This is a genomic window from Natrinema halophilum (genome assembly GCF_013402815.2).
Lineage (GTDB): Archaea > Halobacteriota > Halobacteria > Halobacteriales > Natrialbaceae > Natrinema > Natrinema halophilum.
This window is the reverse complement of record NZ_CP084880.1, coordinates 143,975-168,078: the sequence shown is the minus strand read 5'-3', so window position 1 is coordinate 168,078 and position 24,104 is coordinate 143,975. Positions and strand designations below refer to the sequence as shown.

The 24,104-nt window shown below is 56.3% G+C and carries 32 protein-coding genes and 6 pseudogenes; 15 read left to right on the top strand and 23 right to left on the bottom strand.

All coding sequences use genetic code 11. The features are described from left to right. Window positions 1-14: 14 nt before the first annotated feature. Window positions 15-430: pseudogene (locus tag HYG82_RS44515) on the top strand (zinc ribbon domain-containing protein); the annotation flags it as partial. A gap of 99 nt (window positions 431-529) precedes the next feature. Here the strand turns inward: HYG82_RS44515 and HYG82_RS42655 are convergent. Genes HYG82_RS42655 through HYG82_RS42645 form a run of 4 tightly spaced genes read right to left on the bottom strand, consistent with a single transcriptional unit; the run spans window position 530 to window position 2,068 of the window. Further along, window positions 530-1,390, bottom strand: coding sequence for a VOC family protein (locus tag HYG82_RS42655; RefSeq protein WP_235218199.1), 861 nt, complete (start codon window positions 1,388-1,390; stop codon window positions 530-532). 10 nt (window positions 1,391-1,400) lie between these two features. After that, window positions 1,401-1,550 (bottom strand): hypothetical protein, encoded by a 150-nt coding sequence (locus tag HYG82_RS44775; RefSeq protein ID WP_425495441.1) that lies wholly within the window; start codon window positions 1,548-1,550, stop codon window positions 1,401-1,403. A gap of 15 nt (window positions 1,551-1,565) precedes the next feature. Then, window positions 1,566-1,820, bottom strand: coding sequence for a DoxX family membrane protein (locus tag HYG82_RS44770; protein ID WP_425495440.1), 255 nt, complete (start codon window positions 1,818-1,820; stop codon window positions 1,566-1,568). Then, the gene (locus HYG82_RS42645) at window positions 1,820-2,068 is read right to left on the bottom strand and encodes a Rossmann-fold NAD(P)-binding domain-containing protein (RefSeq protein WP_235218242.1); all 249 of its coding nucleotides are present in this window, start codon (window positions 2,066-2,068) and stop codon (window positions 1,820-1,822) included. Before HYG82_RS42645 ends, HYG82_RS44770 begins: the two co-directional genes overlap by 1 nt. Between HYG82_RS42645 and HYG82_RS42640 the strand changes: the two are divergent. Beyond that, a pseudogene (locus HYG82_RS42640) lies at window positions 2,021-2,898 on the top strand (MmgE/PrpD family protein); the annotation flags it as partial. The gene HYG82_RS42645 and the pseudogene HYG82_RS42640 overlap by 48 nt on opposite strands. A gap of 108 nt (window positions 2,899-3,006) precedes the next feature. Then, window positions 3,007-3,840: a phosphosulfolactate synthase gene (locus tag HYG82_RS42635; RefSeq protein WP_235218198.1), complete on the top strand. Its 834-nt coding sequence runs from the start codon at window positions 3,007-3,009 to the stop codon at window positions 3,838-3,840. A 98-nt stretch (window positions 3,841-3,938) separates the two neighbouring features. On the opposite strand, the pseudogene HYG82_RS42630 reads toward HYG82_RS42635, so the two are convergent. From HYG82_RS42630 to HYG82_RS44765, 3 genes and pseudogenes are all read right to left on the bottom strand, one after another. Next, window positions 3,939-4,265: pseudogene (locus HYG82_RS42630) on the bottom strand (YHS domain-containing protein); the annotation flags it as partial. Between the two features lie 79 nt (window positions 4,266-4,344). Further along, complete coding sequence (locus HYG82_RS44410) at window positions 4,345-4,479, bottom strand: hypothetical protein (protein WP_284145057.1); 135 nt, start codon at window positions 4,477-4,479, stop codon at window positions 4,345-4,347. 40 nt (window positions 4,480-4,519) lie between these two features. Then, a pseudogene (locus tag HYG82_RS44765) lies at window positions 4,520-4,699 on the bottom strand (hypothetical protein); the annotation flags it as partial. A gap of 370 nt (window positions 4,700-5,069) precedes the next feature. On the opposite strand from HYG82_RS44765, the gene HYG82_RS42625 reads away from it, so the two are divergent. Continuing rightward, a complete protein-coding gene (locus tag HYG82_RS42625) occupies window positions 5,070-5,792 on the top strand; it encodes a DUF7546 family protein (RefSeq protein ID WP_235218197.1) in 723 nt (240 codons plus the stop codon). Between the two features lie 212 nt (window positions 5,793-6,004). Here HYG82_RS42625 and HYG82_RS42620 read toward each other — a convergent pair. From HYG82_RS42620 to HYG82_RS42610, 3 genes and pseudogenes are all read right to left on the bottom strand, one after another. Further along, window positions 6,005-6,136 (bottom strand): annotated as a pseudogene (locus HYG82_RS42620) (ArsR family transcriptional regulator); the annotation flags it as partial. A 13-nt stretch (window positions 6,137-6,149) separates the two neighbouring features. Beyond that, window positions 6,150-6,521 (bottom strand): DUF7558 family protein, encoded by a 372-nt coding sequence (locus HYG82_RS42615; protein ID WP_425495439.1) that lies wholly within the window; start codon window positions 6,519-6,521, stop codon window positions 6,150-6,152. Continuing rightward, window positions 6,521-6,811 (bottom strand): DUF8069 family protein, encoded by a 291-nt coding sequence (locus tag HYG82_RS42610; protein WP_235218196.1) that lies wholly within the window; start codon window positions 6,809-6,811, stop codon window positions 6,521-6,523. Before HYG82_RS42610 ends, HYG82_RS42615 begins: the two co-directional genes overlap by 1 nt. 410 nt (window positions 6,812-7,221) lie before the next feature. On the opposite strand from HYG82_RS42610, the gene HYG82_RS42605 reads away from it, so the two are divergent. Next, window positions 7,222-8,454 carry a cupredoxin domain-containing protein gene (locus HYG82_RS42605; RefSeq protein WP_235218195.1) on the top strand — a complete coding sequence of 411 codons (1,233 nt, stop codon included), beginning with the start codon at window positions 7,222-7,224 and terminating at the stop codon, window positions 8,452-8,454. Window positions 8,455-8,791: 337 nt separating this feature from the next. Here HYG82_RS42605 and HYG82_RS44835 read toward each other — a convergent pair whose 3' ends face one another. Continuing rightward, window positions 8,792-9,202: a hypothetical protein gene (locus HYG82_RS44835; protein ID WP_484549570.1), complete on the bottom strand. Its 411-nt coding sequence runs from the start codon at window positions 9,200-9,202 to the stop codon at window positions 8,792-8,794. Beyond that, window positions 9,192-9,320 (bottom strand): DUF7563 family protein, encoded by a 129-nt coding sequence (locus tag HYG82_RS44760; RefSeq protein ID WP_425495438.1) that lies wholly within the window; start codon window positions 9,318-9,320, stop codon window positions 9,192-9,194. The genes HYG82_RS44835 and HYG82_RS44760 overlap by 11 nt, the downstream gene beginning before the upstream one ends. 358 nt (window positions 9,321-9,678) lie before the next feature. Between HYG82_RS44760 and HYG82_RS42590 the strand changes: the two genes are divergently transcribed. The 4 genes and pseudogenes from HYG82_RS42590 (at window position 9,679) to HYG82_RS42580 (ending at window position 12,388) form a co-directional block, all read left to right on the top strand. After that, a complete protein-coding gene (locus HYG82_RS42590; protein ID WP_235218193.1) occupies window positions 9,679-10,161 on the top strand; it encodes a peroxiredoxin family protein in 483 nt (160 codons plus the stop codon). Window positions 10,162-10,360: 199 nt separating this feature from the next. Continuing rightward, window positions 10,361-10,489 (top strand): hypothetical protein, encoded by a 129-nt coding sequence (locus tag HYG82_RS44405; RefSeq protein WP_284145056.1) that lies wholly within the window; start codon window positions 10,361-10,363, stop codon window positions 10,487-10,489. Window positions 10,490-10,688: 199 nt separating this feature from the next. Further along, window positions 10,689-11,317, top strand: a pseudogene (locus HYG82_RS42585) (haloacid dehalogenase type II). 654 nt (window positions 11,318-11,971) lie between these two features. Beyond that, window positions 11,972-12,388, top strand: a complete 417-nt coding sequence (locus HYG82_RS42580) for a CoA-binding protein (RefSeq protein WP_235218192.1) — start codon at window positions 11,972-11,974, stop codon at window positions 12,386-12,388. Between the two features lie 251 nt (window positions 12,389-12,639). Here HYG82_RS42580 and HYG82_RS42575 read toward each other — a convergent pair whose 3' ends face one another. Further along, complete coding sequence (locus HYG82_RS42575; RefSeq protein WP_235218191.1) at window positions 12,640-13,533, bottom strand: MBL fold metallo-hydrolase; 894 nt, start codon at window positions 13,531-13,533, stop codon at window positions 12,640-12,642. Between the two features lie 51 nt (window positions 13,534-13,584). Between HYG82_RS42575 and HYG82_RS42570 the strand changes: the two genes are divergently transcribed. Beyond that, window positions 13,585-13,899, top strand: coding sequence for a hypothetical protein (locus tag HYG82_RS42570; protein ID WP_235218190.1), 315 nt, complete (start codon window positions 13,585-13,587; stop codon window positions 13,897-13,899). A gap of 1,260 nt (window positions 13,900-15,159) precedes the next feature. Here the strand turns inward: HYG82_RS42570 and HYG82_RS42565 are convergent. The 4 genes from HYG82_RS42565 to HYG82_RS42550 form a co-directional block, all read right to left on the bottom strand. Beyond that, window positions 15,160-16,008, bottom strand: coding sequence for a DUF8008 family protein (locus tag HYG82_RS42565; RefSeq protein WP_235218189.1), 849 nt, complete (start codon window positions 16,006-16,008; stop codon window positions 15,160-15,162). A 201-nt stretch (window positions 16,009-16,209) separates the two neighbouring features. Next, window positions 16,210-16,602: a DUF8112 family protein gene (locus HYG82_RS42560; RefSeq protein WP_235218188.1), complete on the bottom strand. Its 393-nt coding sequence runs from the start codon at window positions 16,600-16,602 to the stop codon at window positions 16,210-16,212. Further along, the gene (locus HYG82_RS42555) at window positions 16,599-16,787 is read right to left on the bottom strand and encodes a hypothetical protein (protein WP_235218187.1); all 189 of its coding nucleotides are present in this window, start codon (window positions 16,785-16,787) and stop codon (window positions 16,599-16,601) included. Before HYG82_RS42555 ends, HYG82_RS42560 begins: the two co-directional genes overlap by 4 nt. Before the next feature lie 175 nt (window positions 16,788-16,962). After that, window positions 16,963-17,343 (bottom strand): hypothetical protein, encoded by a 381-nt coding sequence (locus HYG82_RS42550; RefSeq protein WP_235218186.1) that lies wholly within the window; start codon window positions 17,341-17,343, stop codon window positions 16,963-16,965. 192 nt (window positions 17,344-17,535) lie between these two features. Here HYG82_RS42550 and HYG82_RS42545 point away from each other — a divergent pair, with 192 nt between their 5' ends. The 4 genes from HYG82_RS42545 to HYG82_RS42530 all read left to right on the top strand — a co-directional run bounded on the left by HYG82_RS42545 (window position 17,536) and on the right by HYG82_RS42530 (window position 19,139). Further along, entirely contained in the window at window positions 17,536-17,802 is a 267-nt protein-coding gene (locus HYG82_RS42545) for a hypothetical protein (protein ID WP_235218185.1), read from the top strand. Then, a complete protein-coding gene (locus tag HYG82_RS42540; RefSeq protein ID WP_235218184.1) occupies window positions 17,795-17,950 on the top strand; it encodes a hypothetical protein in 156 nt (51 codons plus the stop codon). The genes HYG82_RS42545 and HYG82_RS42540 overlap by 8 nt, the downstream gene beginning before the upstream one ends. Before the next feature lie 387 nt (window positions 17,951-18,337). Beyond that, a complete protein-coding gene (locus tag HYG82_RS42535; RefSeq protein ID WP_235218183.1) occupies window positions 18,338-18,601 on the top strand; it encodes a HalOD1 output domain-containing protein in 264 nt (87 codons plus the stop codon). A 109-nt stretch (window positions 18,602-18,710) separates the two neighbouring features. Next, entirely contained in the window at window positions 18,711-19,139 is a 429-nt protein-coding gene (locus HYG82_RS42530; RefSeq protein ID WP_235218182.1) for a DUF7344 domain-containing protein, read from the top strand. A gap of 287 nt (window positions 19,140-19,426) precedes the next feature. Here the strand turns inward: HYG82_RS42530 and HYG82_RS42525 are convergent, their stop codons facing one another. Both HYG82_RS42525 and HYG82_RS42520 read right to left on the bottom strand, forming a co-directional pair. Then, complete coding sequence (locus HYG82_RS42525; RefSeq protein WP_235218181.1) at window positions 19,427-19,672, bottom strand: DUF8156 family protein; 246 nt, start codon at window positions 19,670-19,672, stop codon at window positions 19,427-19,429. Next, window positions 19,673-20,389, bottom strand: a complete 717-nt coding sequence (locus HYG82_RS42520) for a hypothetical protein (protein WP_235218180.1) — start codon at window positions 20,387-20,389, stop codon at window positions 19,673-19,675. It lies immediately after the preceding gene. A 433-nt stretch (window positions 20,390-20,822) separates the two neighbouring features. Here HYG82_RS42520 and HYG82_RS42515 point away from each other — a divergent pair, with 433 nt between their 5' ends. After that, window positions 20,823-20,996: a hypothetical protein gene (locus tag HYG82_RS42515; protein ID WP_235218179.1), complete on the top strand. Its 174-nt coding sequence runs from the start codon at window positions 20,823-20,825 to the stop codon at window positions 20,994-20,996. Between the two features lie 133 nt (window positions 20,997-21,129). Here HYG82_RS42515 and HYG82_RS42510 read toward each other — a convergent pair whose 3' ends face one another. The 4 genes from HYG82_RS42510 to HYG82_RS42495 form a co-directional block, all read right to left on the bottom strand. Further along, window positions 21,130-22,257 (bottom strand): hypothetical protein, encoded by a 1,128-nt coding sequence (locus HYG82_RS42510; RefSeq protein WP_235218178.1) that lies wholly within the window; start codon window positions 22,255-22,257, stop codon window positions 21,130-21,132. Window positions 22,258-22,389: 132 nt separating this feature from the next. Next, the gene (locus HYG82_RS42505) at window positions 22,390-23,001 is read right to left on the bottom strand and encodes a hypothetical protein (RefSeq protein WP_235218177.1); all 612 of its coding nucleotides are present in this window, start codon (window positions 22,999-23,001) and stop codon (window positions 22,390-22,392) included. Window positions 23,002-23,003: 2 nt separating this feature from the next. Continuing rightward, complete coding sequence (locus tag HYG82_RS42500) at window positions 23,004-23,312, bottom strand: DUF8065 family protein (RefSeq protein WP_235218176.1); 309 nt, start codon at window positions 23,310-23,312, stop codon at window positions 23,004-23,006. A 100-nt stretch (window positions 23,313-23,412) separates the two neighbouring features. Next, on the bottom strand, window positions 23,413-24,003 hold the full coding sequence (locus tag HYG82_RS42495; protein WP_235218175.1) for an RNA polymerase sigma factor: 591 nt from the start codon (window positions 24,001-24,003) through the stop codon (window positions 23,413-23,415). Between the last annotated feature and the right edge of the window lie 101 nt (window positions 24,004-24,104).

Genomic DNA, 24,104 nt, shown 5'->3' with positions numbered 1-24,104 from the left:
TGAGGATGGGGCCTCTCAAGTACGGCACGTACATGAACCGACGCTTGCACAAACTGCCGTTCCACAAGTTTGAGCAACACGTTCGTTACAAAGCAACGTGGAACCAGATTCCGTGTGAGACTGTTGAGTCGCTCTACAACTCGAAGTCGTGTTCGTGCTGTGGACACCGTGGCTACCGTTAAGGGAGACGATTCCGGTGTACGAATGATTCGTGTGAGGTTCAGCAAGACCATGCTGACCGGAATGCGAGTGTGAATGTGGCGTGGCGAGCGTTGGCGAAATACGCTGCCGGAGACGTTGAATCGGTGAATTACCGGACTCAACCCAACAACCGGCTGTTCGGAAGGTGAGCCTGTCTAAGTCGGGACGTTCTGTAAATCACCCAACCCCATCCCGCGAATTCGCCTCGCGTGGAGTGCTATCAGAATAGACTGCGGGAACAAGAAAAGCCACGGTCTCCCCGACCCGTGGTCGGTTACCGAAGAGCGGAGACTCCCGTTCCACGACAACAGTGCCGTCTTCGTCCAGATTACAGCGCAGACGGATCGATCCGAATTCGAACCTCGATCTCGTCGGGGTCGTGGATGATGAAACCGCCATCCGTCTCGCTTACTAGAATCTCTCGGCTTTCCAGTCGCGATTGCACAGCAGTGAGAGCGTCCTGATCCGGGACAATCACCTCGAACCACGACAGCCCACGCCCATTGACAGGGGCTGTTCGGTGCTGCCAGGTATTCGCGCCGATATGGTGGTGATATCCACCCGCGGACACGAACGCTGCGGCAGGCACGGTCGTTTGCAGGTCGAACCCGAGGGTGTCCACGTAGAAGTCCCTGAACGTGTCCAGCGAAGAGACTTCAAGATGGATGTGTCCGATATCCGTTTCGGGAGGGGCCTGCGTGTCGCCCGTGGCCACGGCTTCGATGCTGTCGAGGTCAAGCGGCTCTGTACTGATCCGAACACGGCCGTCGTCGCTGCGGGGCCACTCGTCGCGTGGGAAGTCGCGGTAAATTTCGATCCCATTCCCTTCCGGGTCAGTGAGGTACAGGGCCTCGCTAACCCAGTGGTCGGACGCGCCGCCGAGGTGCCAGTGGGTCCGTATCCGAGCCAGCGCATCACCGAGCGCCGCCCGCGAAGGCACTCTGAAGGCGGTGTGGTAGAGCCCGGCACCCGACCGGTGCCGTGTCGGTGCGTCTGCGTCACCCTCCAAGACGAGCAGCGGGTTGTCCGCATCACCGAGAACGGAACGTGTTTCGGATTCTTCGAGCACACTAAGGCCAACGACGGTTCGGTAGAACTCGGTCAGCTCGTCGAGGTCGTTGACACGGAGTGCAGTTCGACCGATACGTGTCTCCTGCGGGAGCGTGTCAGTATTCGATGGCGTGGTCATGGTGGACATCTCAGAGGCCGATGTTGAGCGCGTACGGCCAGGCGGTTCCACTGAGTGCGACGAGTACGAGCGCAGCGCCAAAGAGCGTAGCGTTCTTCAGGAAGTCCGTCATCTCGGACTGGCGTTGTTCGGGGTCGTCGACCGTCCAGAAGCCGCGCATGACCGGCGTCACGCCCTAGAAGAATAGCGCGATCACCACTGCCCCGGGAAGTGGGTAGACGCCGAGTGCGATGGTAAGCCCACCCACGATGAGCATGAGGCTGGACACGATAACGGCAAACTGCAGGTCTGGAACGCCCTTGGCCTTGGCGGAGCCACTCATCCCGTCGAGGTCCGTGAAGTGACTCAGGCCCATGAACCCGAGCAGCAGACCGAAGACGAGACGGCCGACCAGGAAGGGGAGGCCGCCAGCTGTAGTCTCCAGCGCCATTAGGCTACCATCTCGGGCTGGCCGCCGGCCATTTGGACGATCTGCCCCGTCACGGCCTCATTCGAAAGCAGGTGGAGCACGTCATCGACGATGGCCTCGGGGGCCGTCCACTCCGAGAAGTCGGCATCAGGAATCGCTTCGCGATTCCCTGCCACGTCGATGAGAAACGGGGCGATCGCGTTGACGCGGAAATCGAGTTCGACGTCGAAACAATTAGGGACGCCATCGGCATCGCCGGAACCACCCACAACGCCCTCCGCGTAACCCGCACGGGTGGCATTAACGAGTGGAAGGGTATCGCGTCGGCCACTGCCGCCCGCAACGCCGTCTACGCGTCCTTGTTGGCCAGCGATGGTATGGAGGGACCCAAGAACCTCTTCGAGGGACAGAAGGGGTGGAAACAGGTGATCAGCGGCTAGTTCGAGGTCGATCTAGACCCAAGCTGCACCCGCATCCATGACGTCATGACGAAGCGATACGTTGCGGACACGTACGCCCAGTTTGCTGTCGAGGGCATCATCGAACTGGCCGAACAGGAGAATCTCAATGGGAGCGACGTCGAACTTGTCGACCTAGAGACGTTCGCCGGCGCGAAGCTCATCATCGGTGGTGGCGAGGGTGATCGCCACACGGTTGAGACGAAGGCACAAGCCGACCATTCGCCTCCATATATGCTGGCGGCAGCACTTCTCGACCGTGAAATGGGCAACGGCCAGTACGAACCGGAACGTATCAACCGTGATGACATCCAGTACCTCCCTCGGCACGTCACCGTCGAGGAGGACGAGGCAGTTACTGAACGGTTCGAAGCCGGGGAGATGCCTGCTCGCGTGACGGTCGAACTCGAGGACGGCACTACCCACGTAGTCGAGACGGACGCCTTCCAAGGCCATCCGACGAACCCGATGAGCTGGGATCAGATCGAGTCCAAATTCCACGACACGGCTCTGGCACTCACCTCGACGAAGATCGTCGGGACGATGCCGTTGCGACGGTCAGGAAGCTAGAGTCGCATACCGTTGACGACCTCGTTAACTTGTTGACGGAGGCCGTTTTCCCGTCCGTTGAGTCCCGCTAAACGGTCTATCCGCGTCGCTAAGTTTTCCGTAGACATCCCTCATATTCAGATCAACCTGATCATTGCCCCCCGCACTAAGAATACAGACACCGAAGCTGCTACCGGATTATGGTCGACCGCACGTTCGAGTTCCTGCATCACAACGAGCGCGAAGAGAAGCCCCGGGAGAAAGGTATCACGGAGATTCGGGGACCGTATTACGATCCCATGGGGCCCCGCGAACTCCGCGACATCCTCGAGACGATGGGGCAGTACGTCGACATCTACAAGTTTAGCGGCGGCTCGTTCGCCCTGATGCCGGAGGAGGCCGTGACGGAGCTAATCGACGTCTGTCACGAGTACGACGTCAAGGTGTCCACGGGCGGGTTCGTCGAGAATGTCCTTATCCGCGATAACGACAAGGTCGAGCAGTACTTCGAGGAGGCCGAACGGCTCGGGTTCGATATTGTAGAGCTTTCGAGTGGTTTCCTCGCGATTGGAACCGACGACATGGTACGGATGACTGAAGTCGTGGCAAATGACTACGAAATCGATCCAAAACCGGAGATCAATGTCCAGTTCGGAGCAGGCGGCGCTACCGATCCCGAGATTCTCGAGGAGCAGGGCCAACAGGACCCCGAGCAGGCCATCGAGGAGGGCCGTCGCCACTTAGATGCCGGCGCCGAGTTACTGATGGTCGAAGCCGAAGGCATCACTGAGGAGGTGACTGAGTGGCGAACCGACGTCGCCTACCAGATCGCGAACGAACTCGGGATCGAGAATCTCGTGTTCGAGGCGCCGGGTCCCGAGATGTTCGAGTGGTACATCAAGAACTTCGGCCCCGAGATCAATCTGTTTGTGGACAACTCCCAGATCGTCGAACTGGAATGTATGCGCTCTGGCCTCTGGGGCAAGGCAACCACCTGGGGGCGGACTGTTACCTGGAAGGGTACTGATCAGTAGCTAAAACCTATGTTGGTTGGGCAACAGCAATCACCATTCACTACGATAATTTCTATACAAACCTTCATTCTACACATTGTGTCAATCAGCATAATGGATTAGGTTACGGTACAGTCTGGCCGGAGTCTTTGTCGATTCGGTGTACCAGGAGACAAGTAGTGGTCGTGACTCTCAGACGCCCCTCCCTTGGCGGTCTGTGGCTGTTTATACGAGAACGCGATCGGATTTGTCTCGAACGACTGCTTGCATCGGTTCGAACAGAAGTAGTACATCTCACTGTCGTGGGTGACGCTCGGGCCGCTGTCGTCGATCCGCATCCCACAGACTGGGTCGCGGTACTGACCGGCCACTCCGAGCCCACGACGGTAGACGTAGTGGAGAAATCCGGAGAGTGCGAACGCGGTGATGTTGAGGTAGAACGTATAAGGAACACGTCTTCTTCAAGGAGCGACTGGAATCCACGGCGACGCCGGTGTGATCACCGGCGTCCCTGTCGGGGCTGCATTATCCCAACGAACCGATGACCACGAAGAGATAGTAGATCCCGACGTAGCTGGCGTTGATCGTACAGGCGATACTGATGCCGATGCCGATTCCGATGCCGATGCCGATGCCGCCGACGAGCGCGTTCCTTCTCACCCCAATAATAACTTGAGGCGAACATAACCGCCTCCGCGACGACGATGAACAGAGGCGCGTGCCCGATCCAGCCCAGCGGGGCTGTCAGATACGTCCATCCACCACCCTGGCTCGCAAGTAACTCGTAGCCGCTCTCCGTGACGAACGCGAATATCGCTGGTCCGAAATACGTCGCTGCCGTCCCGTACTCGCCGGCCAAGCGAAGGCCGACGTATCCCATGAACGTGATGAGGAGCGCCCACGCAAACGGCATGTACGCCGGCCCATGTGAACGCGGAGAAAAAATGGAGCGTGAGATGCTTCCAGTCGGCGAATCCGTAGCCTGCCGACTGACTCACCACCCCCGTTGGCTGACAGCATAGTGCTTTTGGACTAGCGACGCCGCTTGTTTCACGAACCGGAAGAGTGTCTTAGGCATATTCACTCACACACACTCTCTCTCCGCTTCGCTTTCACCATTAGAGCGACGCTATCCTCTCGCAGTCTGGGGATTCCATAGAGGAGTGCCGTTCCGAAAGGTACTGACTTGGAATACATCTCACACGTAGCAGTCAGGGAGCTTTTAACGGTCCCGAGTCCAGGATACGTTTGTGAGCACGACGGATCCGAAAGCGATGGCGAAATCTGTGTTCAACGGTGACGCTCTCGAACGGTTTGTGGTGGCGAGCACGTGGTTGAACCTGCTATTTGCGGTTCAGGTGATCGCCGGACTCTCGTTCGCGTACGCCACTGGGGAGACGGGACACCGAATTACACTCTTTTTGATCCCATTTATCTGGAGTACTGCCTCTGTCTGGGTCGTCTGGCACACGCAACCCACCCCAGCACAGCGTCGCTTTCGAATTTTCGCCGCAGTCGTTGTCGCGGCGTATCTGCTGGTGCTGTTCTACCTCTCGGGGTTACTTCAATCGAGTACGCCGCTCATGGAACAGATAACCGGACCGAACGGGATCGCGATCACCTGGGGTCGGTCGCTGGGTTGGAGCCCGGTACTGATGTATACCGGAGAGCGGATCGCGTTAACGATCGTTCCGTACCAAGCGATCGGACTGGCCGCGCTGGCCTATCTCGTCTACGATGCGCTCCTCGAACTCGCCCGGTCGACGATCGGGGGCGTTATCGGAGCCGCTGCGTGTCCGGCGTGCGTCGGACCGGTACTCGCCCCGCTGCTCGCAGGCGGTGCCAGCGGTTCCTCGTTGGTCTTGGCAGTTGGGCGGTACGGGTACGAAATCGCAACGGTCCTATTTCTCGTCGCGATCACGATCCTCTATCACCGACGGCGTCTCCACCGTCTCTACGCAAGCATCCGGTGATGAGCGGACGAGTCCGGCATAAGTGAGCGGATTGTAGCCGCGGGCCTACTGACGGCCCCTTCGCTTGCCTACAAACCGAACTTTGCCGACGTACTTGTGTGTTTGATTGTGAGTAAAAGACAATACATCGCGGGAACGGGCGTACTGGTATCGAGCGGAGCGATCGGTGCTACGGAGACTGGTCGCGCACACGAGAACAACAATTCCTCCGATCGGACGGTCGACTCGTCGTCCTGAGCGAGATACGCGTACAGCTGGGCCGGCTGTGGCTCCTCGAGGAGATCTGCAATCCAGAGGAAGTCTTGGACGATGTCGTCGTCGGCACGGTGTAGGGTGCGTGACACAGGCCATTCTTGATTACAGTTTACAGGGAACTAATAAAGGGTATTTGAGCCACTCCGCTGGCGTCGCGACGAGATGCTCCTCGAGGTCGCGCGTCCAGTACGTCGTCAGTCCACCCGGGCTACACCGCTCGCACAACTGCAACGGGCTTTCGAGATCACCGAGTTCTACCTGGAACCGCGTCAGTGCTACGAGCTCGTCGACGACGAGACCGCAGCCGTCGCAGGCGTGGTGGTCGCGCTCGTTGGGTTCCGGCCGCGTCTGAATGGAGTAGTCGACACAGATCGGGTGGGTTACCCGCTCGTTTTGCCCCAGATATGCGCCTCGCCAGTCTCGGTGCCGTGCGGGGCGTACAGAAGGCACACACCCAACGTGCGTTTGCTGCATCACTCGTCCTCCGCGTCGGCGTCGCGGGCAGCCGTCCAGCCCCGGTGGAAGACGGCCAACTGGCTGGTCGAGTCGAAGGCAGTGCTGCTCGGCTCGTGGACGAGGACTTGGTTCTCGGGAATGGGTGTGACGATGTTCGTGTCGACGAGCTCACTGACCAGATTGTGGGCCGTCGTATCGTCGACGTCCCCCGTTGCGATGCTGGCGGCGTCACGGTCCTGAGCGAGCCGCGCTTGCTCGAACTTTTCGTAGTCGGCACTCGTGTTGTCGCGAGGATTGGGATCTGCCACGGTGTATGACACCGCGCACGCTGCTGCACGCTGCACGCCTGTCGGCGCAGACAAAATCCCACCGGAGCATCTCAACGGCGGTAGTCCCTTCGCTTGGCCTAGACCAGTATTACCCAACGGACCAATGGTGTAGCAGACTGTGTAGGTCAATGGGCTACTTAGGAGGATTCGATATTCTCGAGTCGGCTTGACGAAGAACGTCCATAATTCCTTCACCGTCTGCCGGTCGAGGAGCTGACGGCCCGACAGCGCGAGGTTCTGGAGACTGCCTATCGGGCAGGATACTAGGCCCGGCCGCGAGAGAGTACTATCGACACCCGGGAGATGACGGCGCAGTGAGTGAGCGACAGCGCGGTGCTCGCTAGGTACGTCGCGTCAGGATTCACGTTCCTCGGCCCGCTGGCACGTCCATGGACAGTCCGGCCGACGGCGGCAACGACGGAACGGGACGAGTGACCAGGCGGCGCGTGCTGTTGACCAGCGCGACGGTGGCGACGGCCGGCGTGCTGGCGGGCTGCAGCAGTGGCGACGGCAGCGACGATTCGTCTGACGGCGGCGGTTCGACCTCGTCCGGGGACACGCCCGAGGCGACGGAGACGCCGAATTCCACCCCGCCCGGCGCCGACATCCTCGGCGGTCCCGACGACCTCCAGTCCAGTGCCGAGGTCCGCGCGACGGTCCTCGAGGAGGACCAGGGCGCCGGCCGGTACGTCTTCACGCCGGCAGTCGTCTGGCTGGAGCCCGGCGGGACCGTCTTCTGGAACTTCGAGGAGACCGACCACACTGTGACGGTCTATCACCCACAGTACGACAAGCCGAACCGCATCCCCGAGGGCGTCGAGACGCCGTTCAGTTCCGAATTCGCCAGCAGCGGCGAGCCAGGCACGGGGTTCAACTTCGTCTTCGACGTCGAGGGCGTCTGGAACTACTTCTGCAAACCCCACGAGGATCGCGGCATGGCGGGCATGGTGATCGTGGGCGAACCGCAGGGGGGCGGCGGCACTGCCCCGCCGACGGACGTCGAGAGCGCGAACGCGTCCGAGAAGCTGGCCCGCCTGCTCGAGGTCGCCGACATCGGCGAGTCGAGCGACGTCGTCGATATCCCACGGTACGAGTTCTCGGAAGGAGAATCCTACACCTTCGAGACGCTCTTCCGGACGAACGACGGGACCCGCGAGTCCACTGAGACGTGGCGGGTCACGGCGGTCGACGGCGACGACGTGACGGTCGAGGTCACCTCGGAGGTGGACGGCGAGACCACGACGCAGACGTTTTCGGGGACTCATGAAACGATCTACGACGCCGCTGCCCGGCAGCTCACCTTCGACGCCTTCTCGGTCGCCCGGAGTCCACTTCGGGTCGCCGAGATGGGCGATCTCTCCACCGGCAACAGCTTCACCGTCCAGCGTAGCCAGTTCCCCAATCAGGACACCATCGACTGGAGCACGGCGACTGTCGAGGTGGCGGGGGAGACGACCTTCAACGGCGTCACCTGCACCGAATTTACGCTGCGACCTGACGACGCGGATCAGACACAGACGGCCTGCGTGGCCGACGACTACCCGTTTGCCGTCTCGCTACGCGTCGAGCAGGCCGGCACGACGACCATGGAGTTGACGCTCACCGATTCGGCTCGGCGATGACAGTAAGTAAATTTCGTCAAATTTGAAATTTCGCAGCTGTGATAGTATTAGCTGCGATACTCGTGATGGGAGCGATACCTACGTCAGCCGCAGCCGCGAATGCCCCTTTCCCTCAGCCTGCGATCCAGGAAACGGATACTGGAATCAGGGAAGTCACGACTGATCAGGTATTCAACGCTAATGGGAGTGGTGGCGATGGATCAGGGGCTATCGGCAGTGGTTTCGATGCCGACGACGATGGTTGGCAAATCACTGGGGATGCCAAGGGAGAAGGAGAATGCCACTCCTGGAGGGGGATCTGGTTCGATATGGACGACGCCCGCGTACGCGAACGGTGTCACTCTCCCTCGGGACGAACGATTACAAATTCCACGCGATCGATGCAGCGACGGGCACGGAACTCTGGAACTACTCGACGCAAACCAACGTACGGGCTGGCGTTTTTGATCTCGAGCGTCATGGCGAGCGCAACGATGGTTTCGCGATCACAAACCTCGATTAGCGGTCGCTCACCAGAAGACGTGGATCGATACTGACACACGCCGTTGGCATCGCCGTGAGACCACTCCCGCTCAGGGACGATTTCTGCGTCAACCCTGAGTCGGTCAGCAGCCTCGAGATAGTCGTACCACCACTCAAGTACGCTGTGGGCACTGTCGGGAAACGGGGCCTCCTCGTACTCGCGAGATTTTCCGTACGCTTCGAGCCGGCCACGCTCGAGGTCGACGTCACCCCACCTAACCACCATCGAGAAGGGCGTCTACTGGTAAACACTGGCGACAGCCGTAGACTTCGTGGTCGTTGTTTCCGAACATTCGTGCGAATCTGGGTGTGACAAACCACCCACATGATCGGCAGTCGGGCATGATTGCTCCCTTATATCGGTTCTAGGGGCACCACCGGTACAAATCATAACCGGACGTGTGCTACGGTTACACTACCGGCCACCCGAAACGACGAGCCTTCTCCGCCGACAGTCATGGGAGATCTCCGAATACAAAAGCCGTTGGTCGATTGTTGTTTCGAACGAACGGTTTCCGTGATGCTATGTGAGGATTCGATTAGCCGGAGATATCCTCGAGAGAAGGTGGTTCGAGGACACTCAGTGAAGAGAACCGAAGGTGAAACGTACCCTTGTTGGTGGGCCGAATTCCATGACAACACGGCCATGTTACAAACTACCTATTCCCACAGTCATATCTACCTGGGGGGTTTCGACGGGATATGGGATTAGAAGGAGAACATGCGCCAGACTTCACGCTACCGAGCACCGGCGGCGGCGAGGTATCGCTCTGGGACCGACTCGATGACGGCCCCGCCGTCGTCATCATTATCCGCGGTCACTGGTGTAGCTTCTGTGCCGAACAGCTCCAGACGTTCAGCGAGGTTGCCTACGACCTCTGGTTCAACGACAACGTCGACATTCTGCCAGTCGTGACCGATCCGCTGGAGCGGGTGACCGAAATGCGCGACCAGTACGACATCGAGATCCAATTGCAGGCAGATCCCGATGGGGAGGTCGCCGACCAGTACAGCGGCACCGAGGAGACGAGACACGGCCTCACAGGCATCGCAGCCGTCTACGTCATCGACGAGGAGGGAACGATTCGCTACGAACAGATCGCCGATCACCCGGCCGACCGAACGTACGGCAACTGGGTTCGGTACTTCATCCGCAACGATTACGAGGATCGGTTCGCCCAGTAACCGGCGGTCTCACATTTTGACGACCATTGTTACGAGGGTTTCACGACCTCCGAGTATGCGTTGTCATACGTGTCCTGTCGCAGAATTCCCCTCCTCAGTTTCGCGTTCTCACAGGAGGCGAGCACACGGTCGTACTTGTCGAGCTGTTTTCCGTAGTGTTCGGTGACGACGTCGGACACGGTCGCAGTTGGTACGCCCCATGGCTCGTGGACGACATCGCATCGAATTCTTCGCCCACGAGCGCCTGCAGTCGGTCGAACGAGCACCCGACCCGAACGGCAGCGCAAAGTTCGACCGCGTCCTCTCCAGACTCGAGCCGGGCCGGTAGAACGAGATGGGCTCGAACGTACGGACTGTGATCGCGACGTGACCCGTTCTCGTCACCCGTGTTCGGAGGGGAATTGGCGAATACAGATCAGGGGATGAGACGATCACGCGACAACTACTGTGTCTCCGCTCCACGTAACAGACGTATGACGTTCAATTTCGACCGTGTCATGACGATCACGTTCGACTAGTACAGCACCATCGTCGACATCGACGCCGCCGTCCAGGCCCTCGCCGACCACGTTGGCGACCCAGAACCAGTGTCGACCCTCTGGCGGCTCCGATCGCTCGAATACACGCTCGTGGCGAACCAAATCGACGCCTACCAGCCATTCTACGAGATGAACCGTGACGCGCTTCAGTACGCTCTGGACGTGTTCGATATCGATATACGGAAGAGGAACGCCACGACGTACTGGGAATCTACCACGAGTTCGAGGTCTTCGACGACGTTCGTGACGGTATCGATCGACTTTAGGAGGCTGGCTACGACTGTTACGTCGTCTCGAACGGTGATCCTGACATGCTGTCGTCGATGATCGCTCATGCCGGGATCGGCGACCTTCTCGAGGATTCAATCAGCGCCGACGAGGTGGAGACGTTCAAGCCCGCTGCGGAACTGTATCGCCACGCGGCCACGAGAACTGGGACACTGATCAACGAGATCTTCCACGTGACCGCTGGCTGGTACGACGTCATGGGTGCAAAACACGCCGGTATGCAGGGTGCGTGGGTCGACCGGAAGGGCTGACCCTGGGAGACAGTCGCAGGAAATCCTGATCTGACCGTCAAATCGCTCTACGATCTTGCAGAAGCACTCGACGTCTAATACGTCTTGGCCGCGTCAACTGACTTTCTCTGTGGATTCCGTCCACGAACGCGACTATGACTTTTTGACAGCAATCAAATCCTCATCAGCAACATCTCGAGGATCTTCCGTCCGTCCTCGATTCAGTCACCATCTACGGCGATCTCTCCGAAGGTGAAAGTGACCCCATTCGACGCCCGGAAGACCGACTGACTGGGCAAATCGATACGCGTGTCTCGGAGTCACAGCCGGTTCTCCGTCGCGTTCTCTCCTCGTTGCCAGTTCGAGATATCAATTGACACCAAACCATTCGACCGCACGAAGGGAGTCGGCCACCGCTCCGAATGGCGTCGCCGTCCGTTCTAGCCCCCGACCTTCAAAATCGACACCACGGCACTCGCTGAAAACATCTGCGAGCGTCAGATTCGACCTCGTACTACGGCCCCGTTCACTTCTCGAATCAGACCAGCTTGCGCTCCAGTTCCACCGACGGGGTATCTGTGAAATAGTTCGGATGGAGTCCGGCAGCTCGAGTTGCCAGTCGACCAGTTTATCACCAGTGAGAGAAACGGAAGGGTGAAACGAGTATCACCCACATTGAGCGTCGCGGGGGTCGCTGGGAAGCGGAATCGAACGCAACGGTGGCCTTTTCTTGTCCGAAGTTCTACTAATGGTATGCCCGTTGAAACAGATGCCGAAGTCCGGAACATACTCGACGAAAATACGGTCGCCGTCGTCGGTTGCTCGTCGACGCCTGGCAAGGATGCCCACAAAATTCCGAAATATCTCCAGGCACAGGGATACGAAATTATCCCAGTCAATCCCACAGTGGACGACGTTCTGGGCCAGCCTTCCTACGATACGCTCTCGGACGTCGAGGAGGAAATCGACATTGTGGACGTCTTTCGACCGAGTTCTGAGGTTTCCGGGGTTGTCGACGAAGCCCTGGCCCGTGACGACGTCGAGGTCATCTGGCTCCAACTCGGCATTCACGACGACGAGGCCGTTGCTCGAGCCGAAGCGGCCGGCCTGCGCGTCGTCCAAGATCGATGTATGAAACCCGAACATCAGCGACTGATCGCCTCGGCTTGAGCTACCCACGACTGAAGTCGTGGGTAGCTCAACGTTCCCTGCAGCATCCTCGTGGATCGTCGCGACCGACAACGTGCTTTCTTCTCCATCAGGATCTGTTAGATCGGTTGCCGTCCCGTTCATCGGGATCACTGTACGGACCTGCACCGGGACGTCAGAACCTGGTTCAACTGAGTCCCCGTCTCGAATCTCGAGGGGCGCAGTTGGAGCATCGTACTGGGTTGCGATCGTGATGGCGGACCCGTTGCTTGTCAATCGAGTATTTCCATGGGTGGCTGTCCAGTAGGTCCGAATCGACCGCTGAGAAAACCGCTCGAGGACGTCGTCGTGGGGGTGGCCGTACTGAGAGTCATACGAGCTCGAAATGACGGCGATGCGCGGCTGGGTGGCGTCGAGGAACTCGTTCCCGAACTCGATTGACTGCCGTGATGGCCAGCACTCAAGACAGTCGCGTTTAGTTCCGACCCGTACTCGTCGACGAGGTACTGTTCACTGGCTGTTTCTCCATCCCCGGGGATGAGGAAGCTCGAGTGGCCGAACTCGAGTTGGACGACGATACTGTTCTCATTTCGATCGCCGCTTGCGAGATACTCCGCAGGTGGTGCACGCACATCGGTTTGGGCCCCGTCGATCGGGATTTGATCACCTGCTCGTGTTTCGTACAGTGTCACGTTGTGCTGGTCGATCGCATCGAGGTACTCCTGGGAGATTTGGGAACTCGAGGTGATCCCAGGGTCGTATACTGCACCGATGCCCTCGCCTTGTGTCTCGAAGTACTCGATAATGGCATCGTGGCCACCGATGTGGTCTGCATCGGCGTGTGTTGTGACGAGGTGGTCGATTCGGTTGATATTGTGTTTTTGAAGATACGAGAGTACGTGTTCGCCGTCATCAGTCCAATCCCCTGAATCGATGAGCATGGTCTCGTTCGTCGGTCCAACGATCAGCGTACTTGTCCCTTGGCCGACGTTAATGAAATGGACTGATACCGTCCCATTTGGACTCGCTGAGAGTCCATCCTGTGTCTCGTTCGGCGAGTCGGATGCCGGGCCCGACGTGGCGTCGTCACCAATGAACCCGCCACATCCCGCGAGGACAACGAGGGTAGCTACAGCAAGGGCAGTGAGAAGATGGCTCCGCTTCATGGGCCCAAAATAGGATGCAAATGAATAGAACTATCGTCATTCCAACATACTGTGTTTTCTGTTGATCCTGTCAAGGTTGTCGATGAAATTGAAATCGTACTTCACTGTGGGAGCGGTGAAGGTCGGTTTACTCACCTTCTTGCCTTGCAGAAAGAGCAAATCTTTGGAAAAGGCGAGAAAGGAATTTCCAGTCCCGAGTCAAGGATTGGGTTGTACCTCGGTCACACGCTAACGAAACAGTATGGTGGTGTTTGGGCCGAAGACAACGATCCAACCAGTGCAGAATTTGTCGTTGAACCTCCAACATACATGTATATTGACACTGGGCCTGATACAACAAAAACCCAAGAAAATGTCATTTCATAACAACATCATATTTTCAGTCGGCTGTCTAGTTATCGCAGATTGAGATGCGACTGGCTGTAGAAATCGATCGAATATCTGGTTTTGGTTCTAATTCTCGACTGAGATTACTGTTTCTAAAATATTAGATTGGTATTGCAATTCATACTGGCATAGTAGTTGAATTTTCAATGATTAGTCATCCAGGTCGAATTCCAGTCATCTCCCCTTAAAACATCATGAGGAGAATTTCATGTTGCATATAGTCAATTCGGAAACATATTTTGATATCATCCAAATTTTTTAATTTATAGCTGAGGGAAACGTATCAACAGAGTTATATAATCCTCGATTCTACACTTAGTTGGCGAGGGGGAAAGGAACTGGTCGTAGACCCACTCACGATCACCTCCGAGACATACACCCTCGCTATTCCGGTTCCGAGATCAGACCCGATCACGTGAAGTCACTGTCGATCACCCGATCACGTGAAGTCACCACCGATCACCCGATCTCGGCACCCCTCCCTTAAATCTCACTCACGGCGTGTACTGAATACCATTCACTGCTGTGATTGATTTCTCAGTAATCGGCATGGCTTTAGCTATTTCTTTTCCTTGAAAGAGATTTTGAAGGGGGAAAGGAAGATTAATTTCAACCCTTTTGATGCTTGTCTGGACCAATTAGGGCATATACTAATACTTGTGGTTAGTATAAAGAAGTAAGGTTGAAATCAATCTTTGAATCCGGAATATGATACAGTAGAATAAACGACCCTGTCCTTCATTCATATACATGGACGAGACGTGTGACTCGGTGACGAACGTAGACACGGACGGTACGTGCATGATATTCTCTTGTTCCTTGGTAAATTTTCAGGGATTCTTGTTCGTCACTTTCAGAGATCACACGATTGCCTTTCTAGGTATCCAGCAGACAATGTGTCGCACCTGAACGAACGTCTCACATGTGAAACATCGCAGTATGGGAAATACGCGAGTTGGTTGAGGGTGGAGAAAGACCAAATAAATTGAGACTCACCGCCTGTTTGCGAACCGAATTTGCCCACAACAATCTTGAATGAGGCATCCATTCCACCCGAGAGACACCTGATGTCCTCGGGGAACACTCCAACCCACGTCTCGAGTAAGGACCGACGTCGACCGATCGAACGAGAGACCAGCAACTAACGAGACCGTGCAAACAGTCACAAGCGCGGTGGATCAGATGTTTCGTAGACCTGAATGATCCCGGTTGGGCGGTAGTCGCTCCCTGTGGCCAGTCCTATCCGTGGACGCCAGCCGTCTCTGGTGAATCAGCCGATTCAGCGGTCTCCCCTGGGATCGATGCATCAGACTTCAGCAACACCCGTCGCTCCGTGTACGGCAGTCCGTTCTTGCGTTCGGTCTGCTTGCGGATCGCCAAGCGATTCTTCGAGAGTTCGAGCAAGGCGTCGATCGTCCTCGAGACGAGTTTCTTTGCGTAGGCATCACTCACACCCGTTTCTTGCCGCCGGATCCAGTGTTTCATATCGCTGGCCTTGACGTACTCGCGGACGCCCTTGCAGCCCTCTTGCCACGGATCGTCGCCGACGCTTGGATCAGTCCGTGCCTTCCAGAGTTTCGCGGCCAATCGAGACGGCAGTGAGTTCGTCGCCGACCGGAGCATATCGTCGTCCATCTGTGCGAGTTGCTGAATCGGCAAGAGATCGCCGTGGGACAGTGTGACTGAGCCACCCCGATCGAGTGGATCATCAGAGTCGGGGATACGCATGTACGTATCGTCTTCTTTGGTGAATCGCTCGAGGCGGTCGACGCCATCCGCAAGCGAGTCTGGGTCGACGTGATCGGCGAGGAGATGCGCACCTTTCTCGAGTTCTCTCGTTTGTAGTTCGGCGATGCGGTCTTTGTTCGCATCGGCTTTCTTCAGGGCGGCCTGGGTGACTGCTTCCAGTCGTGTGTTCTCTTCCTCGAGAGTCTCGATCTGCTCTTGTTGTGCTTCGATCTGGTCGCTCTGTTCTGTGACGGTCTCTCGAAGGGACTCGTTCTCGCTCTCGAGATCGTCGATACGAGCCTCGAGCTGCTGGAGGTGGTCTTTGATCGATGCGTCACTGTCGGAACTGTTGGGTGTCATCGGTGAAATGGGGAAAGTCGAAGATCGTTCGCCAGAACGGAGCTCGAACTCGGCAACAGACCGGTGATCACGGCGCTGTCGCTATCGCGACGGGGACTGTGCCCGTCTCGAAAGTGGGGCGACTGCTGGCGACGTAGCCACTGGAGACTGGCCGTTCGTGAAGGGAGCACCGTTCAGGGAGGCTGGACTGTTGAGTGGTGCTCAGGCAGTGGCCACGACTGTCGGATCGACGAGGATCGTCCAGTGCGTCTGCCTGGCCATCGCGAGCCCAAGGTTGGCCTCGAGGAGGCCGTCCCTGCGACCGTGCGCAGTCTCCGTCAGATTGGTGGGTGCGCAGCCGGCACAGTAGACGGCCGCGATCGTGTAGGTGGGCTCGTCGGAGTACCGACAGGCGCGGGCGCTTACCGGACGTCCTTCGTGGAGGTGACCTCCGCAGTCGTAGCAAGGGACGCTCTCGCCTGTCGTGATGCGTGCGCCCTCGAACTGCTGCTCGAGGAGATACCGATGATGGGTCTCAGTCGGCTTTGGTTGGGTGTCCAGGGATTCGAGAGCGCCGTCACAGACTGACGCTAGCCAGCCAGCGGAGTCCGTCATTGGTCGCCCTCCGTGGAGTAGGCGTCATCTGCTTCGATCCGTTTGTACACCTCGATCGTCTCCTCGATATTCCGAATCGCCGGCTCGAGCGACAGCGGCTCGATTATCTCGCCGTTGAGCATCCACACGTCAGCGAGTACCTCCTCGAGACGGACACGGACCGGGTGCTCGGGTCCGGACGTCATGCTTCGACCTCCGAGTTTGAGTCAGAGGTCGGAGTGTCAGTCGTCGTGGGAGTAGGATCGTCGGGCTCTGGCCTGGCGACTGCCTTCGCGTCTGCGAGGAGGCGGGTTTGGCGCTCTGCTTCCCGATCGAGCTGTTCGCTACGGAGGCTCTGGTGTCGGTCTCTGGCCGACATCGTTAGAGTTCCTCCTCGAGGACGTCCTGTGCCTGGTCAGCTGCGGAGACTGGTCGGTCAGCCCACCCGCCACACTCCTGGTCGATGAACTGGGTCCAGCGCTGGAGGTCTTCGCCCCCTTCGCCCATCGGGCCGAGTTCGATGGCATCGGTGTGGAGGGTCGGGCCTTCAAGTGAGAATACTGGCACGGCGCCGGAGTCGTCGCGGTTGGCTCGGGATTTCGTGACGACGACGCGTTCGAGCTTTCGGTCGACGTGGTGGTGTCGGCCTTCGTTGTCCTCGCCGACGTAGCCGTCGTTCCACGAGCGACGCTCGAGGACGACATCGTCGGTCTGTGCTGCTCTATCCGAAACTTCTTCTGTTGATGGAGTCGTAGTCGACATTGTCCTGGTACAGGACACAGGTCGGGTGCTCCAACACCCGGCCGAGAATCAGTTTTCCCGACCATCCTGTGTCTCTACATCAAAGTCTAACAACCACTAGTATAAAGATTACGTTGTAAGCTTCCTTATGAACAGTATAATTGTAAGCTTACATTGATAGAGTTTACAACGCTGGCTTTCATCGGTACATATGTGGGTGCGACAATCCAAAATGGGTACGTGCTAACAGCCGACGATTTACGAGCAGTCGATGAACAGATCCTCGAATACCTCGAAGAAGGGCGCGTCACGCCACGTTATGTGCGCGCGAGATTAGAAGAGGACCTCGACGGCTACTCGCGGGGGTATGTCCAGCAACGCCTCGCCCGACTCGAGGAACACAGCCACGTGGAGAATTTGCTCGATCTCGGCCTGTACGAGCTCGTTGATGATCCTCGCGAGGAGTCCGATGATGAGTAGCCAGCAGTACACCAACAACGATATTCTCCTGGAGTGGCCCGACGGCTACAATCGGAGCGATCCGGCCGACCGCGAACCATATCCCGGGAACCTCTCCGTCAGCCACACGCAGGCGTTCGAGAGCATAGGCGAGCAACTCAAGCACTAGGGGAAGGCCGATGGCCAGATCGAAACAGCCAGCCAGCACTACGCGAACGATCCGAACATCCCGCACAAGTCCGACTATCTCGACGACTTCGACGTTGTGGCCTGCCACTGCGACCTCGAAACGCGAGATGATGAGCAATTGGTGACCGCGTGCGATAACTGGGAATCGCAGGGAGAGAATGGCCACCCTGACGGTGACGATCCTGATGTCGCAGAGTGCAAACAGATCCAAAAAGCGAAAGAGAGGATACTGGATTGGATAGTGCTGTGAGCGAGCTCTGGTGGATTAGATTCAAAAGCCGAGGCCGAAGCGAGAATAATAGTGATTTATTGCCCATGCGAGTGGCCACCTAATGTACAACATCACATCAGTCACTAGGGGAGATCAATGACAGGTAACGAACTAAATAGTCCGACAATTGCTGTTGTAGGATCGATCGCAGACAAAGAAGGAACAGCCCCTACCGATCTTCATCCGCCACTTCATGATGTAATAGATACTGATGCATTGGACAGAGTAGTCGAATCATTTTCTGAAAATGATTCTATACAATTTCAATATTTAGAGTACACGGTCACAGTCTACAATAACAATGAAGTCGAAGTACTAACGGTAACAGGAGCCAAATCCGAATGTGAAAATCCTTCGTGATATTTTCCTAAGATTTCACCACCTTCCTTAGAAACATTTCAGAATATTTTAATATGGATGGTGTTATCGTCCCACAAGTTATATCCTTCCATCAATAGTAATCTGATACATGTCGGATGACGAACCTAGTACTCGACGAGATGATACTAACTGCCAGTACAAAGAAAGCAAAATCAAGAAACCGGTTCGAAACGGAGGTGGCAGAATAAAATTAGATGCTCTTCTATATACAATTTCTAGTCAGAATAGAAGGTATTTACTGTACATACTGAGAGAAAGAAAATCCTCTGATGTCGAATCTCTTGCGAGACAGATAACAGCACTGAAACAAGAAAAAGCTCCAGCAAAAGTAAGTGATCAGAGAGTTTCCAGCCTCAGATCTAAATTACATCATTCAGATATCCGGAAGTTGGAAGAGGCAAACCTTGCAGAATATGATCCTTGCAGTGGGGTGGTGGTTTATTCAGATTGTCCACCGCTTCTCGATTCATTTCTCGACCTCTGCGCGAAGGTGGATGATTTGTCAGATCACATTTGAATTCCACCGTTGCCGGGATTTTTGAGTCGGTGTTTGGTGCTTCTATGATGTCGTTGGCTTCGACGTCGCTCTCATACTTCGGCGGTTTTTGTCCGCATCATTGCTGACCGTAACGGCGGATGCTGAGCAGAAGGTAACGGTGGTTCTACCCCTCGCAATAGTCCATACTTGACTCCTGCTCATGACAAGGTTTGAGTGTGGATTTTTCGATTTATTTTCTCATCCCAATCATCCATATGAACGTCTTTTCACGTCCTTTGGTATAATAAGCCCACTTCCTCGCTGATCTACTCCTCGAGAGACCCTTCTAACTCCCGAATCCGACACTCCTGAGCTAACAGCACCGACACAAGAAACGGCTCCATCACCCTCCTTTCATTCTGAATCCCGGCTGCATCCGCGAACTGCCGCGCATCATCAAACAACTGATCGAACTCCTCCTGGTACTGCACGCGCAGCGCCTGCCGGAACGGTTGCCAGTCCTCCTCAAGCCGGCGCAACTGATCGCGATAAGTGGGATTCGTCTTTCCCATCTATGCCACCTCCCGGATCGATCCTGCAGTGAGCGGCGTCGGATACGCGGGCTCACGGGCCTCGAGTATTTGCTTCCAGAACGCGAGCGTCGTCTGAACCATCCCGTTGCCGACCGGATAGACCAACGACTCGAACTCCCTACCAATGAATCGAGCACCCTCGTCGGTCTCGAGACACTGAATCCGCTCGTCGACGAGGTTGTCGACTGGCGCCGTGAACTCGTCATCGTGAGCTTTCGAGATCAGCACCGGACACTCATAGCACCGAGCCGCAGTTGCCAATCGAGCCAGCGCCGACACGACCATCCTCTCAGCCTCAGTTCCGTCCAGATCGTCGTCGCGATAGAGGCCATCCACCGCCGGCACCACGATCAGGCCGACGTCGTTCCGGTCGACACTCGCAAGCACACCGTAGTCGGAATCCTCCAGAAGCCTCGAGCACAACGTGTAGTGCTGATACGCCGTAAAGGCGCGAGCGATCTGGATGTTCCTAAGGACGCGCCGACTCGGTGTGACGTCTGCGAGCGGGGCGGTCTGTGCGTGGTCATGCGTGTCAATCCACCACGCCGTCCCCGGTCGCTCGAGAAGCAGATGGTCGACGACGAGTGCGTGGAACGCACCTCGCGAGGATGATTCCAGGAGTGTGATACCTTCCTCGAGGGATGGAAGGTCGGGAATTTGGTCGATCGACTGTACGACGTCTGTATTCCTACCCATGCTCGTATTGGACTGTCTCGGATGTTAACTGTTCGAGGGCGGATTCCGAAACTTCCGATTTCCGATTTCACGTGTGGAAAAGGGTTCATACCACAGGGTAACCCTGATTGGTCCGTTGCTGAATCCTTTGGAGAGAGTCGTGAAAGAACTGGAGTGTTGGAACGCTCTCCAGTTAATTGGATTCGATTGGCCAATAGGTTGATGATGAATGCCCTTTAAGGGATGGGCGGCGATAGGGTCGGGTCGATACTCATATAATCGACTTCAAGACATTCAGACCTAACCAACTTGAGATCGGTTCAGCGTGAAGTTAATAGCCATATAGTTGCCCGATCTCAGCTCTCTCTGAGTATACACCACCCACCAAAGAACTCGATGCCAGCCTTTGTCGGCGTTCTTCTAGGACGATAATTCAAATACTAAGCTGCGGCCAATGCTGGCGTCGCAACTCACCGATCGACAGGAAAATCTCCTGATTGCCGTCGCACTGACTGAGTTCTCAGTTCACTACGAAGCCGTGGATCTAGAGCTATCGCAATGGGCGTGGCAGTTGGCCGCTGATCGCTTCATCGAGTATGATGTTCGGCCGGGAGAGGTCGTCGGGTAATTCTAAATTAGGAGCCAAGAAGCTCTGGATCGTCTTAATATGAAACTCGCCTCTTGTAAATACTAAGATATCCTGGGTTTTCTCTCTGTAGCAATGACTTTCCCGGGAACATCGGCAGTTGCCTGCTCAAATTTCAATCCAGAACGAGATTGAAACAAGTATTCCCAAGCGACTGCGTTTCCCCTTCGTTCACGTAACTCACCCCCTCGAGGATCAGGTGATCGCGCCAGGAACAGACCGCCGCGCCTCGAACCGCCGTATCACTCTTCTCCCGAATCGTACAGTCCTGAATCCGCGCAATCGCCTTATCATCACCATCCTCCCCCACACTGGCCCGAATTGACCACTGATCGGTTTCGTTGATGATCTCCATGCCGATCATCGTGAACCGACCGGCGTCACCCCACGTCCGAACGAGATCGTTCCGCCCCGTTCGAGAAACTGCCTTCCTACCGATGAACATCGCTCCATCACCGTCACTCGAGAGGAGCGTCCCAAACGCTCCCTGCCCATCACCAACACCCTCGGGATAGTGCTCGTGATCGGAGGCCAAATCCCAGATGGACGTCGGCTCGATCGCCACATCACGAGCACCCAGTCGAATATTGGACCGACCGCGGTTCTCTGCTCGAGGCGACAAAAGGACGTTCACACCATCGGGTGAGTTCCTGATATAGAACCCATTGTCCCAGTGTTCTACAACGTGGCAACTGACCCAGAGTTGCGTCCCGACGTGAGGCGGATCAGCAGCGATCCCGATCGCATGACCGTTCTCGTCATCGCCCATCCAGGTGTCGCCGTTCGGGAGACACACCCGTCGATGCACCCCAACCCCGTCCTCGGACGTGATACAACTGAGATAGCTGAACTTGTCCCCCTTCTGCTGGTGTCGATCGCGACGGCCTCGCAGCCTGACGTCCAAGACGTCGAGATAATCGTCGACGAAAAAGCGACCGACCCCCGCGTCGTGGCCGTTCAAATCGACCTCGAGGTTCTCGAGGACACACGTCAAGATTCCGTCGTGCCAATTCCCGATTCGGAATGCCGCGTCGACGTCGTCGTGGTCGACACGGAGACGAACCCGATCTGACGACGTCGTCCTGATGACGAGCTCAGCGTCACCCGGTTCGATACCGATCTCGGACTGCAGTGAGTAGACCTCACCGTCGAGGATTATCGTCTCGTCCAGGTGCTCGAGGATGAACTCCCCGATATCGCCATCCTCGCCGTCGCCGGCGAACTCGTGATTGCTCGCGACCACTGTCTCGCCGTGACTGTGACCGATATTCTCGAGGTCATCTCCTTGATCGCTTTCAGCAGGTGATCGTCGTCGACAGTAACTGTCTCAGAGAAATATCGGGTAGTGCAATGCGAAAATCCTCTGTGCCACCAGTCACGGAAGCAAATCGTTCGAGAGATACTGCGAGCAATCGACCGGGATCGCTTCCCAGGCGGCCTGGATAGCTACATATCCGGTCCAGCCTTCTCCTCGAAGCATTTCACCACAGGCCTGGCAAAACTCTTCTACGGAACATTCACCCGCATCCAGTAGCAGATAGAGCAAAAACGTCGGTGCCACCGCTTTCCCAGTCGTCTCTTCAGCCCCATCGAAAACACGGTTGATAGACCGCCGCCCGTGTTTATCCATCAAAATCGCGAATCTGTACAACTCCAGATGTTGGTGAACCTCTGTTTGCACCGATGTTTCTCCACCATCCTCTCCGTGGGGCCGTGGTACACACGGAACTGCTGTGAACGAGGTATTTTCATCATCGTCGAACGGTTCGAGCGCCGTCTTACTCCCATCGTGGAGCCACCGCTCCTGAGTCCCTTCTGGCGCATACTCGGAATTCTCTCGAACATGGCGCTTGAGTTCATGATAACAGACATTGGTCGTTGTTACGTTCAGAGTCGCTGTGATACGCGACCAGAGGCTTGTATTCGCAACAGCAATCAAAGCGTCTGTATCGACGATAACAGGGTGGCGTATATCATCATCCACCATCCTTACTCTTGGAAGACACCGGACGTATCAAGCTCTGAAGCCTCTTCGAAGGCTTTCTGCTCTCGCTCGATATCTTCTAAGGAATCACCAAGAAGGATCCTCGCTACTTCCTCAGGAAGTTCACCTTCCTTGTATCGCCGATGAAGAGTTATCTTCTCCTCATCAGAAAGCGTTTCCCGAAGCTTTTCTTGGAGTCCCTGTCGCGCAAGCTCGCTGATATTAATCCCACCAAGCCGCATTTGATCGACAATTTGTGTGGCCTCCTTCTCAGCACTTCCTCGGAACTGGATCTTATCATTGTTTGTCGCCATCTTTACTAGCTATTCGCTCTTCGCAAATATAGATGTTGTGACGCGCCATCCGTGTCATGACAAATTAACCAAAGCAACTCATCCAGCATGTTTTCGACTGCTACGACAGGTGTGTGATATTGTTTGAACTGTTCTCATCATCGCCGACGCCCGCCTCCTCGAGGAAGTCTGGATTGGCATCAGCGAGTTCCTCCGAATCCACACGAACGAACTGCACCAAATTCTCTGCTGCGGTTAGCTTCTCCGTTGCACGTTGGAGATGCGTATCGACAGTGCTCGGTGAAATATTGAGGATTGCAGCTGTCTCGTCCCGACCGAAGCCTGCTTTTTCTCGGAGCGCGTAGACGTGGGCTTGCTTATGACTGAGTGTGGTTAAATCGCCGAAGTGCCACGCCTGCAGAAGTGCTTTCCCCACACTCGAGAGTTCAGTCTCTGCGTTGGCAGTACTGAATTCTCGAACGCAGGCCGACATCAATCGACACTTACACTCGATTGCGTACTCCGGCATGAATTCTCGAGACGTATACTGACCGAGCAGGATACTTCCGCGACCGTGAATGTAGTAGGCTGCCAACCCACTGAATTCACCGTCGCCAACGACGCGTCCGATGAGGACTGCCTTCTGATCGGGTAGCCGACGAGGCAGACCATCGAACTCGGTTTCTTCAGAGACAGTTGGCTGGTGGGGCATCGTCTTACTACATATATGTAGCAAGTATCTAAAAGTCTATCGCTGGTCAATTCACTGGAACCTTTTCTGGCTCACACATCCATCACATGCCTCTCCCTGCA